The sequence below is a fragment of the Knoellia sp. 3-2P3 genome (genome assembly GCF_029223115.1).
Taxonomy (GTDB): domain Bacteria; phylum Actinomycetota; class Actinomycetes; order Actinomycetales; family Dermatophilaceae; genus Pedococcus_A.
The window spans coordinates 317,129-330,140 of the sequence record NZ_JARGZE010000003.1 but is presented as its reverse complement, the minus strand read 5'-3'; the positions used below and the strand labels follow the sequence as shown (position 1 = coordinate 330,140).

The window sequence follows — 13,012 nt, the reverse complement described above, 5'->3', positions numbered from 1 at the left end:
CAGCCTAGGCAGTGGTTACGGTTGCACCTATGACCGATCCCACCTCGCTGCCGAACTTCCCCCCGCCGCCGGACGAGCACCCGCTCCGGGGCCGCGTCCTCGACGTGCTCATCGACCAGGGGCTGAACCCGGACATCGACTCCGACGGCGACGTGGCCTTCACGGTCCAGGACCAGCAGCTGTTCGTCCGCTGCACCGAGGGCGACTTCCAGATCATGCGCGTCTTCGGCCAGTGGGCGATCGGTGACGCCGTGCCGTCCGACCCGCTGCTGCGCCTGCAGACCTGCAACGACATCACCCTGCAGCTCAACATCGTCAAGACCGGCATCGCCAACGGCACGCTCGTCGTCACGGGCGAGCACGTCGTCAGCCCCGAGTCCGACCTCACCGCCCTGGTCGGCGTGACGATCCAGCTGGTCCTGGCGGGCGTGCAGATGTGGCACGAGCGCATCCTCGGCGGCGGCGAGGGTGGTGGCCCCGGCTCCGGCCAGCCGGCGCCGGAGGGCGACCCCGCATGAGCGAGCTGCTGTCGGTGGAGGTCGACGGCGGCATCGCCACCATCCTCCTCAAGCGACCGCCGATGAACGCGCTCAACGTGGAGATCCAGGAGGCCCTCCGCGAGGCGGCCCGGGAGGTCACCGAGCGTCGCGACATCAGCGCCGCCATCGTCTACGGCGGCGAGAAGGTCTTCGCCGCCGGCGCCGACATCAAGGAGATGGAGACCATGTCGTACTCCGACATGGTCTTCCACTCCCGCCGGCTGCAGTCCGCGTTCGCCGCGGTCGCCCGCATCCCCAAGCCCACGGTGGCGGCCATCACCGGCTACGCCCTCGGCGGTGGCTGCGAGCTGGCCCTCACGTGCGACTTCCGCGTGGCCGCCCGCAACGCCAAGCTGGGTCAGCCCGAGATCCTGCTCGGCGTCATCCCGGGTGCAGGCGGCACCCAGCGCCTGTCGCGCCTCGTCGGACCGGCGAAGGCCAAGGACCTCGTGTTCTCCGGCCGGTTCGTCTCCGCCGACGAGGCGCTCGCGATGGGCCTGGTCGACGAGGTGGTCGAGGCCGACGACGTGTATGCCGCGGCGCGGGCCCGCGTCGAGCAGTACGTCGGGGGGCCCGCCCTCGCCCTGCGGGCGGCCAAGGAGGCCGTCGACCGGGGGCTCGAGGTCGACCTCGACACCGGCCTCGAGATCGAGAGCATGCAGTTCGCCTCCCTGTTCGCCACGAAGGACCGGGAGATCGGCATGCGGTCCTTCGTCGAGAACGGGCCGGGCAAGGCGAAGTTCGAGGGCGCCTAGCGATGGGTGCGTCGGCGGCTGAGGTCAGCAGGGCCTACGAGGACAACAAGCTCGCGCAGGTGCTCTACCATGACTGGGAGGCGCGGACCTACGACGAGAAGTGGTCGATCTCCTTCGACGAGCGCTGTATCGACTACGCCCGTGACCGCTTTGAGGCGGTCGTGGGCGAGCTCCCGTCGGCGCCGTACGGCACGGCCCTCGAGCTCGGCGCAGGCACCGGCTTCTTCTCGCTGAACCTGCGCCAGGCCGGCATCCTCGACGAGGTGCACGTCACCGACCTGTCGCCCGGCATGGTGGAGGCCGCGAAGGCGAACGCCGGGAAGCTGGGCTTCAGCGTCGAGGGCCGCGTCGCCGACGCCGAGCGGATTCCCTACGACGACAACACCTTTGACATTGTCGTGGGGCACGCCGTCATCCACCACATCCCCGACGTGGAGCAGGCGCTGCGCGAGGTCCTCCGCGTGCTCAAGCCCGGCGGCCGCTTCGTCATCGCCGGGGAACCGACGCGCGTGGGGGACTGGTACGCCAGGCGCCTCGGTCGCCTGACGTGGAAGGCCACCACCGCCGTCACGCACCTCCCGCCGCTGCGCGGGAGGTGGGCCAGGGAGCGGGAGCAGCTCGACGAGTCGTCCCGCGCGGCCGCGCTCGAGGCCGTCGTCGACCTGCACACGTTCGACCCGGCAGCCCTCAGCCGCACCGCGCTTCGCGCCGGTGCCGTCGACGTGCGCACGCAGACCGAGGAGCTGACGGCCGCGCTGTTCGGGTGGCCGGTGCGCACCTTCGAGGCCGCCGTGCGGCCGGGAGCGCTCGGGTGGAGCTGGGCGATGTTCGCCTACGGCTCGTGGAAGCGCCTCTCGGCGCTCGACCGGCTGCTGTCCACGGTGGTCCCCGAGCAGCTCTACTACAACGTCGGCATCACCGGCGTGAAGCCCGGCTGACACGGGTCCGTGGCTGTGACCATGGCCAGGGCTGCCGACGTCTCGCCGCGCGACCACGACGAGCCGCGCCGGCCCTCTGCCCGGCTGCCGCGCCCGGCGGCCTGGCTGCGCTGGGTGGGCTGGGCGCTGTCCAACCGCGCCTACACGAGGCACCACCTCGCCAGCTACCTGCGCATGGCGCGAGCCAGCCTGCGCTACCCGTCGCTGCGGTTCGAGGGGCCGGTCTTCATCGGCCCCGACGTCCGTTTCGAGGTGCGGGAGGGCTACGCCCGCATCATCGTCGGCGCCTACACCCACTTCGGCGCCCATGCCCGCGTCCGGGCGCACGAGGGCACCCTGCGCATCGGGTCCAAGTCCGTGATCGGCATCCGCAACACCATCAACTGCTGGCTCGACATCGATGTCGGCCGCGCCTGCCTGTTCGGCGACGACGTGTACATCTGCGACTTCGACCACAAGACGGAGTCGCTCGAGCAGCCCATCAAGGACCAGGGCATCGTGAAGTCGCCCGTGCGCATCGGCGACGACGTGTGGCTGGGCACCAAGGTCGTCGTGACCCGGGGGACCGACCTCGGCGCCCAGTCGGTGGTGGCCGCCTCAGCCGTGGCGCGCGGGGTCTACCCGCCGCGGTCCATCGTGGCGGGGGCGCCCGGGAAGGTCGTCAGGACCCGGACCTGAGCCCCGAACCTTGCGGCAGGGGCGGCAGGGGCGGCAGGGGCGGCAGGGACGGCAGGGGCGTCGGGGGCGGCCGTGCGGGCCGTCGACCTCAGCGGGTGAGGGTGCGGACGTCGAGCGCCGGGAAGGTGCAGTCGGCACGGGCCTGCCGCGCGGCCTCCGCCAGTGCCTCCTCGTGCCGACCGGCCAGGACGAGGTCGGCCAGGGTGTGCACGTCACGGGCGTGCTGCGCCGCGCGACGTCGCGCGTAGTCGACCGACTGGCCTCGCGTCACGAGGAAGGCCCAGTCGCTGGAGAGGGCGTTGAACAGGGTGCAGGCGAGCTGGTCGAGGTCGGGACGGCGCTGGCGCAGGCGCCCTGCGACCGCCTCGGCCTCCAGCACCTGCAGCCAACGCCGCTGCAGGTGCTCGTTCTCCGCGGCGATGTCCGCCACGGCAGGGTTGTCCCAGACCGAGAAGTCCTTGCCCGCGCCCCATGACCCCGGCCCCAGCTCGAGCTCGCCGGCGACGGGGCCCTCGGCGACGGCCTTCTCGACCGTGGTCACCGTCACGCCGGCCCGGCGCAGGGCCCGGACCACACGGCCCAGGAACACCGGCCCCTCGTGCCACCAGTGCCCGAACAGCTCCGTGTCGTATGCCGCCACGACCAGGCCCGGGCGGCCCCCGTGCTCCACGTGGCCCAGCAGGCGCGCCCGCACGGCGTCGACGAAGTGGGCCACGTCGCGGTCGACCTGCGCGTCGGCCCCGGCCGGGTCGTAGGACCGCTTGTGGGCTCGGTCCACCCCGTGCCCGGTCACCGACCACAGCCGGATCCCGGTGTACTCCTCGCGGGCGTGGAAGTCGCGGTAGGGCCCCGACGCCGGGTAGCCGCTGCGCGAGGACCAGATGAGGTCGGTGACCGAGAGGTCGCGCGGGACGGCGACGAGGTCGGTGCCCTTCACCCGCCAGGCCGCCCCGGGGTGGCCGCCGGCGTCGCGCACGGTCTGCTCGTCGACGACGAAGTGCCGGACGCCGGCCCGGTGCAGCACGGGCGCGAGCTCGGGGGAGAAGCCGCACTCCGGCGACCAGATCCCGCTCGGCCGCTGCCCCAGTCGCCACAGCGAGTCCGAGAGCCCCGACTCGAGCGCCTGCTGGGCCACCTCGGGCAGGAGCAGGGGCAGGAAGGGATGGGCTGCGGGCCCGCCCAGCAGCTCCACGACCTCGGCGTCCCGCAGGGACCTCAGGACGGGCGACCCGCCCCCAGCCCACCGCGACGCGAGCAGCTCGCGCGTCCTCGCGGCGGCGTGGTACTCGTACGTGGCCATGGCCCGCCGGTGCGGGTCGGCGTCGAGGCCCATCTCGCGGGTACGCATCTCCCACAGGCCCGCCCACGTCGCGACGTCACTCATCATCCGCGGGTGGTCCAGCTGCGCGGCGAGCACCGGGGTGACACCCAGGGTCAGCACGTCACGGTGCCCCTCGGCCGCCAGGGCGTCGAGCTCGGCGACGAGCGGCACGTAGGACTCGCCCCACGCCTGGTGCAGCCACTCCTCGCCCAGGGGCCACACCCCGTGGCCGGGCAGCCACGGCAGGTGCGAGTGCAGGACCAGGCAGAAGGCCCCGGGCACGGCTGAAGTCACAAGGGGCAAGTCTGCCGCACGCCACACACTGCGACACCGCCTCGTGGGCCGACGACAGCCGCGCACCCGGATACGGCCCGCTCAGAGGCCCTTCGGCTCTGGGGCACCTGCAACCCGGGGCGGACGCTGGTGCTGCAGGGAGAAGAGTCACGCAGGTGAGGTGAGTTCGATGACAGCGAGTCCTCTTCCCGGGCCGACGAACCCGACGGCCGGCCCGCGCCACGCATCGGCCGGGGTGGGGCGCGCAGCTATCGTCGTGGCCGCCGCGGCCGCGGCCGTGCTGGTCGTGTCCTACACCATCTTGTTCGTCGCGCTGGCCGTCGGCGGTGACGCGGCCATCTCCGACACCTTCGTCGGTTACCAGGCCGGAGTCGCACTGCTCGGTGGCCTGGCGGCCTCGCTCGTGGCGTTCCTCATGGGCGTCGTCGCCAAGCTGAGGCACGAGGCCCGCAGGTTCCTGTGGCTGCCGCTCGCGCTCTTCCCGGTGCTGCTCACCCTCGTGGTGCTCGTCGAGGTCTTCTGGATGGAGTAGCGCGGCCAAGCCCTGACCACGAGCGTGACGCACGGCACGCTCGTGGTCACGCGTGTTGAGCGTCACGCGACGGCGGCATGCCGAAACCACAGGTCCCCTGTAAGGATGGTCGGCGACCAAGCACCACCCGTTCATCCCTCACATGGAAGAGGACGATCACGCATGAACATCGTCGTCTGCGTCAAGTACGTGCCGGACGCACAGTCCGAGCGCACGTTCAACGAGTCGGACAACACCACTGACCGCGTGGGTGTCGACGGCCTGCTCTCCGAGCTCGACGAGTACGCCGTCGAGGAGGCCCTCAAGATCGTCGAGGCCGGCGAGGGCGAGGTCACCGTGCTGACCGTCGGACCGGACCAGGCCGCCGACGCCGTGAAGAAGGCCCTCCAGATGGGCGCCCACAAGGGCGTGCACGTCAACGACGAGGCCATCCACGGCTCCGACTCCGTCGCCACCTCGCTCGTGCTGGCCGAGGCCGTCAAGAAGATCGGCGACGCCGACCTCGTCCTGACCGGCATGGCCTCCACCGACGGCACCATGAGCGTGGTCCCGGCGATGCTCGCCGAGCGACTGGGCCTGCCACAGGTGACGTTCGCCTCCGAGCTGAGCGTCGACGCGGGCCAGGTGACCATCCGTCGTGACGGCGACGCCGCCTCCGAGACCATCGTCGCGTCGCTGCCGGCCCTGGTGTCGGTGACCGACCAGATCAACGAGCCGCGCTACCCCTCGTTCAAGGGGATCATGGCCGCCAAGAAGAAGCCGGTCGAGACCTGGAGCCTGGCCGACCTCGGCATCGACGCCTCGCAGGTCGGCCTCGACGCGGCCTGGACCAAGGTCGAGTCGTTCACCAAGCGTCCCCCGCGCGAGCAGGGCCAGATCGTCACCGACGAGGGTGACGGCGGCACGAAGCTCGCCGAGTTCCTGTCCGCGCAGAAGTTCATCTGAGCCGGCCAGAGAGAAGAGAGGTACACAGACATGGCTGAAGTTCTCGTCCTGGTCGACCACGCCAACGGGACCGTCCGCAAGACGACCTCCGAGCTGCTGACCATCGCCCGCCGCCTCGGTGAGCCCTCCGCCGTCTTCATCGGCGACGGCTTCGAGGCCGCCAAGGAGACGCTGGCCCGCTACGGCGCCGAGAAGGTCTACCGCATCGAGTCCGCCGACGTCACCGACCACCTCGTCGCCCCGCAGGCCGAGGTGCTCGCCCAGCTCGTCGAGAAGACCTCGCCCGCCGCCGTGCTCATCCCGAGCAACAGCGCGGGCAAGGAGGTGGCCGCCCGCCTGGCCATCAAGACCGAGTCGGGCCTGATCACCGACGCCGTCGACGTGCAGGCGGGGGAGGGCGGTGGCGTCACCACCACCCAGTCCGTCTTCGCCGGCTCCTACACGGTCAAGGCAACCGTCACCAAGGGCACCCCGATCGTCACGGTGAAGCCGAACTCGGCGGCCCCCGAGGAGGCCGCCGGTGCGGCCGCCGACGAGGTCGTCGAGGTGAGCATCTCCGACGCCGCGAAGGCCGCGAGGATCACCGAGTCCAAGCCGAAGGAGGCCACCGGCCGTCCCGAGCTCACCGAGGCCGCGATCGTGGTCTCCGGTGGCCGTGGCACCGGCGGTGACTTCTCCAAGGTCGAGGACTTCGCCGACTCCCTCGGCGCTGCCGTGGGCGCCTCGCGTGCCGCGGTCGACGCCGGCTGGTACCCGCACACCAGCCAGGTCGGCCAGACCGGCAAGCAGGTCTCCCCGCAGCTGTACGTCGCCTGCGGCATCTCCGGTGCCATCCAGCACCGGGCCGGTATGCAGACGTCCAAGACGATCGTCGCCATCAACAAGGACGAGGAGGCGCCGATCTTCGAGCTCGTCGACTTCGGCGTCGTCGGCGACCTGTTCTCGGTTCTGCCGCAGGCCACCGAGGCGGTCAAGGCCGCACGGGGTTGATGACGCAGCGCTGACCGGCCCGCACACCGCAGGAGCCCCCGTATGCCGCACGCGCGGCATACGGGGGCTCCTGGGTTTTCGGGGTCGCTCAGAAGACGAGGTCGAGCACCGGCGCGTTCAGCACCGTCGCGAGGCCGAGCACGACCACGGGGTAGACGGCGAGGGGCACCCGCACCGGCAACCGTCGGGCGACCAGCGCCATCACCCCGCCGCACAGCAGGAGCGGGCCGATGTAGGTGAGTGCGGTGTACGGGCGGTTCAGGACCAGCAGGACGAGCACCACCCCCACCCAGAGCGCCGCGGCGCTGACGAGGGCGTTGCGCCAGGCCAGCGGGTTCACGGAGCCGGGTGCGGTGACGGGTGCGGTGACGGGTGCTGCGACGGCCGGATCTGCTGCCATGGTTCCCCCTCGGGTGGCCGGGTCCTACTCAGGCTAGGACGGGTGTGCCGCAGTCGCGCGTCATGCGACCGGGACACGCAGAGCGGCCCCGGACGATCTCGTCCGGGGCCGCCTTGCTGTGGACAGGGCCAGGAGCGGCTCGAAGGCCGGCTCAGCGGCGCTTCCGCTTGGCCGAGGAGGCCGAGTCCGTGCCCTTCACCGCGGTGGCCGCGGCGACGACGTCGACGAGCCCGTGGCCCTTGTCGAAGGAGGTCGTCCCGTTGGGGTCGCCACCCTCGTAGGAGGCGCCGTCGGCGAACTTGTAGGCCGTGGACTCGATGGCCGCCTCGATCTGGGCCGGAGTCGCCCCGGGGTTGGCCTGGAACAGCTGCGCGACGATGCCGGAGATGTGGGGCGTCGCCATCGAGGTGCCGCTGATGGTGTTGTAGTCGCCGCCCTCCTGCGGGTCGAGGCCCGTGGAGCAGATCGGCATGGTGATCCGGCACGAGGAGGTGATGTCCTCACCAGGGGCCGAGATGTCGGGGTAGGTCGCGAGGTCGCCCTGCTTGCCGCGGGAGGAGAAGTCCGACACCACGCCGTCGCGGGTCCCGGTGTTCTGGTCGAAGTAGGACGCCACGCTGATGATGCCGGGGGTCGGGTCCATGCCGGGCGGGTTGGACATGCTCTCGGAGCCGTCGCCGCCGTCGTTGCCGTTGGCCCAGACCGTGACCACGCCCTCCTTCACCAGCTCACGCTGCAGCTTGACCGTGGCCGAGTTCGGGTCGAACTCACCGCCACCGCTCGGGCCGTAGGAGTTAGAGGTCACCTTGATCGGCGGGCACTGTGCTGCCGGGACGCCCTCGCCACAGGGCGCGTCGTGGTTCTCGAGCACCCAGTTGAGGGCCGCGTCGGCGCCGACGATGAAGAGCACCGCGCCCGTGCTGAGGCTGACCAGGTTGGCGCCCGGGGCGGCGCCGTGCATCTTCGTGCCGTCCGAGAGCGTGACGTCGCGGCCGGCGACCGTGCCGTTGACGTGCATGCCGTGCCCTCCGGCGGCGGTGGTGTCGGTGTCGAGCGACCCGGCGTCCTGCACGGTGCAGGCCGTCTCGGTCAGGGGTTCGCAGACCACCTTCATGTTCTTCACCACGGCCGACGAGCCGTCCTCGTTGGCCAGGAACGGGTGGGTGGGGTCGACGCCGGAGTCGATGACCGCCACCGAGACCCCCTTGCCGTCGAGTGCGGTGCCGTCGGCGCCGGTGAGCGTGGAGCGGGCCTCGGCGCCACGGGTGGCCTTGTTCGAGGTGGCCATCGACAGCTCGATGGGCTGGTTGCCCTCGACGTAGGTCACCCCGGGCTGGCTGCGGACCAGCTCGACCTGGGCGGGGAGCCCGGTCGCCACGACCACGCCGATGCGGTCGAAGGTCGTGTTGGTCGTGAGTCCGGCCGCCCGGACCGCGCTCCTGGCCGCCGCGAGGTCCGTGCCGTGGACCAGGACGGTGGTGGGGGTGACAGCGTCGAGCACGTCGAGCTGCTGGGCGAGCCAGGGCTGGACGGGGGCCGGCGTGCTGCTGCCGGGCAGCACGGAGCCGGAGGCGGGGGCAGCCAGGGCGAGGAGGGTCAGGCCGGCGGCCGCGACGGCGGCTGGTCTCTTGAGGGTGCGCATGGGTTCCTCTCGGGGGCGGGCCGGCGACCGGTGCCGGTCGCTCACACGGCCAACGAGGACCCGGGACGAAGGGTTACGCGCCCGTGGGTCTGGGAATGGTCAAGGCCCGCTCGGGCCGGGGTCGTCCCCGGCCCGCACGTAGACTCGTCCGGTGACCGCCTACCTCGACCACGCCGCCACGACGCCGATGCTGCCGTCGGCAGTCGCGGCCATGGCCGAGCAGCTCGCCGTCACGGGCAACGCCTCGTCCCTGCACACCGCCGGCCGGGCGGCGCGCAGGGTGGTGGAGGAGTCCAGGGAGCGGCTCGCGAGGGCCATCGGCGCCCGGCCGTCGGAGGTCGTCTTCACCTCGGGGGGCACGGAGTCCGACAACCTCGCCGTCAAGGGCGCCTACCTCGCCCGTCGCGACCAGGACCCTGCCCGCACCAGGCTCGTCGTGAGCGGCATCGAGCACCACGCCGTGCTCGACTGCGTGGAGCACCTCGTCGCGCGCGAGGGCGCCACGGTCACTTGGGTCGAGCCCGACCCGCTCGGAGTCGTCAGCGCCGACGCCGTCCGTGCCGCCATCGCGGAGGACCCCGACACGGTCGCGCTCGTCAGCGTCATGTGGGCCAACAACGAGGTCGGCACGGTGCAGCCGGTGCGCGAGATCGCCCGGGTCGCCCACGCGCACGGCATACCGGTGCACAGCGACGCCGTCCAGGCGCTCGGACACCTCCCGGTCGACTTCGCCGACAGCGACCTCGACCTCATGACCATCACGGGGCACAAGGTCGGCGGACCGCTCGGAGTGGGTGCCCTCGTCGTCAAGCGCAGCATGCGGTTGGTGGCCCAGAGCCACGGCGGAGGCCAGGAGCGGCACGTCCGCAGCGGCACGCTCGACGCACCTGCCATCCGCGGGTTCGCGGTCGCCGTCGAGGAGTCCGTCGCGCGCCTCGAGGAGGAGGCAGCCCGGGTCATCGAGCTGCGCGACCGCCTCATCACCTCCGCCCTCGACCTCGGCTACGGCATCACGGTGAGCGGCGTCTGGGAGGCCGGCGACGGCATACGGCGCCTGCCCGGCAACGCGCACCTGCTGGTGCCCGGCTGCGAGGGCGACTCGCTCCTCTACCTCCTCGACGCCGCCGGCGTGGAGTGCTCCACCGGCTCGGCCTGCCAGGCCGGGGTCCCGCAGCCCAGCCACGTGCTGCTCGCCATGGGGGTCCCCGAGCAGGAGGCGCGCGGGGCCCTGCGGCTGACGCTCGGCCACACCTCGAGCGACGCCGACGTCGACGCGGTCCTCGCGGCACTGCCGGGTGCGGTGGAGCGGGCCCGGCGGGCTGCAGGGGTGGCGAGCTGATGCGCGTCGTCGCCGCGATGAGCGGCGGAGTCGACTCGGCCGTCGCCGCGGCCAGGATGCTCGAGGCCGGCCACGAGGTCGTCGGCGTGCACCTGGCGCTGTCGCAGAGCGCAGCCACGCTGCGGGAGAGCGCTCGGGGGTGCTGCACGATCGAGGACGCCGGCGACGCCCGGCGCGTGGCCGACGTGCTCGGCATCCCGTTTTACGTCTGGGACATGGCAGCCCGGTTCAGGCGCGACGTCGTCGAGGACTTCGTCGCGGAGTACTCCGCCGGCCGCACGCCGAACCCCTGCCTGCGCTGCAACGAGAAGATCAAGTTCGCCGCCCTCCTCGACAAGGCGCTCGCCCTGGGGTTCGACGCCGTGGCCACGGGCCACTACGCCCAGGTGGTCGAGCGGCCCGGCGGGGGGCGCGAGCTGCACCGGGCCGTCGACCGCGCCAAGGACCAGTCCTACGTGCTCGGGGTGCTGAGCGCCGAGCAGCTGTCCCGCTCGTTCTTCCCCCTCGGTGACACGACCAAGCCGCAGATCCGGGCCGAGGCGAAGGAGCGAGGCTTCTACGTCGCGTCGAAGCCCGACTCCCACGACATCTGCTTCATCGCCGACGGCGACACCCGCAGGTGGCTCACCGAGCGGCTCGGCGAGCAGCCGGGGGACATCGTCGACGCGGAGTCGGGCCAGGTCGTCGGCGCCCACGCCGGGGCCTACGCCTACACGGTCGGGCAGCGCCGCGGGCTCGGCCTGCCCCGGCACGCCCAGGACGGCCGTCCGCGCTATGTCGTCGATGTCGACGCCGGGTCGAACACGGTCGTCGTGGGCACCGCCGACCTGCTCGGCGTCAACGCCGTCACCGGCGACCACGCCCGCTGGTGCGGCCCGGCGCCCGAGGGCGTCATCGAGGTGGGGGCGCAGGTGCGCGCCCACGGCGAGGAGGTCCCGGCCACGGCCTGGGCCGACGGTGACCGCGTCGAGGTGCGGCTCGCCGAGCGGATCCGCGGCGTGGCCCCCGGGCAGTCCGTGGTCCTCTACGAGGGCACGCGAGTGGTGGGCTCCGCGACGATCAGGTCGGCCTCGCTGCAGCGCTGACCGACCGGGACGTCGGGGCCACCCGTGCCGTGGGGGCTGGAGCCGGGCGCGACCTCAGGGAGTCGTCGTGGTGCTCGGGTCCGTCGTCGTGGGCGGTGGTGGTTCGCTGGTGGTCGTCGGCGGCGGCGGTGGCTCGCTCGTCGTGGTGGGTGGTGGCGGGTCGCTGGTGGTCGTCGGCGGCGGCGGTGGCTCGCTCGTCGTGGTGGGTGGTGGCGGGTCGCTCGTCGTGGTGGGTGGTGGTGGTTCGCTGGTGGTCGTCGGCGGCGGCGGTGGCTCGCTCGTCGTGGTGGGCGGTGGCGGGTCCGTCGTGGTGGGCGGTGGCGGGTCGGTCGTCGTCACCGGCGGCGGCGGGACAGTCGTGGTCGTGGTGGGCAACGGCGTCGTCGTGGTGGGCAACGGCGTGGTGGTGGTGGGCGGTGGGGTCGTCGTGGTGGGCAGCGGCGTGGTGGTGGTCGGGGTGGTGGGCGTCGGCATGTTGGACGGGCGGGGTGGGGTGGTCGTCGTCGTGGCCGGGCGAGCCACGCTGCCGGTGGTGGCCGAGGAGGAGCTCCTCGGCCGTGCCACGGTGAACGAGCCGGAGCCACGCGTGGTGGTCAGGCTCGGCGGCAGGATCGCCGCGACGTCCACAGCACCCGCGCGTTCGACGCTGACGGTGGGCTGTCCGGGCATGGCGGCCACGACCGTGGGGGCGTCGAGCTCCGCGGCCCTGACCTCGGGCGGTGCGGAGGTGCCGACGTCACCGAGTGACTCCAGGCCGTGGGTGGTGAAGTACTGCACCCAGTCCAGCACCGCCTCGACGTACCCGGCGGAGCCGCGGTAGGCGTAGACGGCCTCCTTGAGGCCGGTGGTGCTGGCGAGGCTTCGGCCGCCGTCGCAGAGGTGGCGCCCGACCGCGAGGGCCGCGTCGTAGACGTTCTGGGGGTCGGCCAGGCTGTCGCCGTCACCGTCGACCCCCACGGCCCACCACGTGTCGGGCAGCATCTGCATCAAGCCCATGGAGCGGTCCCACTCCTTGCTGCCGTCGAAGGACCCTCCGTCGGTGTCCGGGACCGCGGCCCGGGAGCCGCCGTCGAGCAGTGGTCCGTAGATCGGCGGGTCGAGGCGGTGGTCCGGCCCGACCGCCCGGCCCCCGGCCGAGCCGGACTCGACCTGACCGACGGCAGCCAGCACGACCGGCGTCAGGCCACACCCGGTGGGAACGGCTGAGGCGGCGAGGCTGTAGGCGTCCTTGAGCACGCGGCCGCGCTCGGCCGCGTAGGGGTCGGCGGATGCGGCGGGCGTGCCGTCCGGGGGGCGCGGGATCGAAGTGGCGCCCTCGTCCTGCCACACCCAGGGCCGGGCCTGAGGGGCAGACCCCTCGGCACTGCTGACTGGCTCTCCCTGGGGGATCTGGGTGATGACCAGCAGCGCGAACCCGGCGGCCGCGGCCACTGCAATCGCCGTCTGTCGCATGCTGCTCCCCTCCGAACGTCCGGCGCCCTTCCCATCCTGACCGTGCGGTCGGGGGGCAGGGGAAGGCATTGGGGCCAAGTTGACCCGAAGGGGCTACGCAGA

General features: G+C 72.5%; 13 protein-coding genes. 9 read left to right on the top strand and 4 right to left on the bottom strand.

Going from position 1 to position 13,012, the window contains the following annotated elements; genetic code table 11:
• The first annotated feature begins 29 nt into the window (after nt 1-29).
• From P0Y31_RS11730 to P0Y31_RS11715, 4 genes are read left to right on the top strand one after another with little or no spacing between them, the layout of a single operon-like run.
• On the top strand, nt 30-518 hold the full coding sequence (locus P0Y31_RS11730; protein WP_275809456.1) for a hypothetical protein: 489 nt from the start codon (nt 30-32) through the stop codon (nt 516-518).
• The gene (locus tag P0Y31_RS11725; protein ID WP_275869542.1) at nt 515-1,294 is read left to right on the top strand and encodes an enoyl-CoA hydratase-related protein; all 780 of its coding nucleotides are present in this window, start codon (nt 515-517) and stop codon (nt 1,292-1,294) included. The genes P0Y31_RS11730 and P0Y31_RS11725 overlap by 4 nt, the downstream gene beginning before the upstream one ends.
• A gap of 2 nt (nt 1,295-1,296) precedes the next feature.
• Nucleotides 1,297-2,232 (top strand): class I SAM-dependent methyltransferase, encoded by a 936-nt coding sequence (locus P0Y31_RS11720; protein ID WP_275869540.1) that lies wholly within the window; start codon nt 1,297-1,299, stop codon nt 2,230-2,232.
• A gap of 21 nt (nt 2,233-2,253) precedes the next feature.
• Entirely contained in the window at nt 2,254-2,910 is a 657-nt protein-coding gene (locus tag P0Y31_RS11715; RefSeq protein WP_275869538.1) for an acyltransferase, read from the top strand.
• An 88-nt stretch (nt 2,911-2,998) separates the two neighbouring features.
• Here P0Y31_RS11715 and P0Y31_RS11710 read toward each other — a convergent pair whose 3' ends face one another.
• A complete protein-coding gene (locus P0Y31_RS11710) occupies nt 2,999-4,525 on the bottom strand; it encodes a 1,4-alpha-glucan branching protein domain-containing protein (protein ID WP_275869536.1) in 1,527 nt (508 codons plus the stop codon).
• Between the two features lie 235 nt (nt 4,526-4,760).
• On the opposite strand from P0Y31_RS11710, the gene P0Y31_RS11705 reads away from it, so the two are divergent.
• The 3 genes from P0Y31_RS11705 to P0Y31_RS11695 all read left to right on the top strand — a co-directional run bounded on the left by P0Y31_RS11705 (nt 4,761) and on the right by P0Y31_RS11695 (nt 6,992).
• Nucleotides 4,761-5,057: a hypothetical protein gene (locus tag P0Y31_RS11705; RefSeq protein ID WP_275869534.1), complete on the top strand. Its 297-nt coding sequence runs from the start codon at nt 4,761-4,763 to the stop codon at nt 5,055-5,057.
• A 162-nt stretch (nt 5,058-5,219) separates the two neighbouring features.
• Nucleotides 5,220-6,002, top strand: coding sequence for an electron transfer flavoprotein subunit beta/FixA family protein (locus tag P0Y31_RS11700; protein ID WP_275869532.1), 783 nt, complete (start codon nt 5,220-5,222; stop codon nt 6,000-6,002).
• 30 nt (nt 6,003-6,032) lie between these two features.
• A complete protein-coding gene (locus P0Y31_RS11695; RefSeq protein WP_275869530.1) occupies nt 6,033-6,992 on the top strand; it encodes an electron transfer flavoprotein subunit alpha/FixB family protein in 960 nt (319 codons plus the stop codon).
• An 88-nt stretch (nt 6,993-7,080) separates the two neighbouring features.
• On the opposite strand, the gene P0Y31_RS11690 is transcribed toward P0Y31_RS11695, so the two are convergent.
• Both P0Y31_RS11690 and P0Y31_RS11685 read right to left on the bottom strand, forming a co-directional pair.
• A complete protein-coding gene (locus P0Y31_RS11690) occupies nt 7,081-7,392 on the bottom strand; it encodes a hypothetical protein (protein ID WP_275809432.1) in 312 nt (103 codons plus the stop codon).
• Between the two features lie 151 nt (nt 7,393-7,543).
• The gene (locus tag P0Y31_RS11685; RefSeq protein WP_275869528.1) at nt 7,544-9,034 is read right to left on the bottom strand and encodes a S8 family serine peptidase; all 1,491 of its coding nucleotides are present in this window, start codon (nt 9,032-9,034) and stop codon (nt 7,544-7,546) included.
• 151 nt (nt 9,035-9,185) lie between these two features.
• Here P0Y31_RS11685 and P0Y31_RS11680 point away from each other — a divergent pair, with 151 nt between their 5' ends.
• Both P0Y31_RS11680 and mnmA read left to right on the top strand, forming a co-directional pair.
• Nucleotides 9,186-10,373, top strand: coding sequence for a cysteine desulfurase family protein (locus P0Y31_RS11680; protein WP_275869526.1), 1,188 nt, complete (start codon nt 9,186-9,188; stop codon nt 10,371-10,373).
• Nucleotides 10,373-11,458 carry a tRNA 2-thiouridine(34) synthase MnmA gene (gene mnmA / locus P0Y31_RS11675; protein WP_275869524.1) on the top strand — a complete coding sequence of 362 codons (1,086 nt, stop codon included), beginning with the start codon at nt 10,373-10,375 and terminating at the stop codon, nt 11,456-11,458. Before P0Y31_RS11680 ends, mnmA begins: the two co-directional genes overlap by 1 nt.
• Nucleotides 11,459-11,512: 54 nt before the next feature.
• Here the strand turns inward: mnmA and P0Y31_RS11670 are convergent, their stop codons facing one another.
• A complete protein-coding gene (locus tag P0Y31_RS11670; protein WP_275869522.1) occupies nt 11,513-12,910 on the bottom strand; it encodes a lytic transglycosylase domain-containing protein in 1,398 nt (465 codons plus the stop codon).
• Nucleotides 12,911-13,012: the final 102 nt, after the last annotated feature.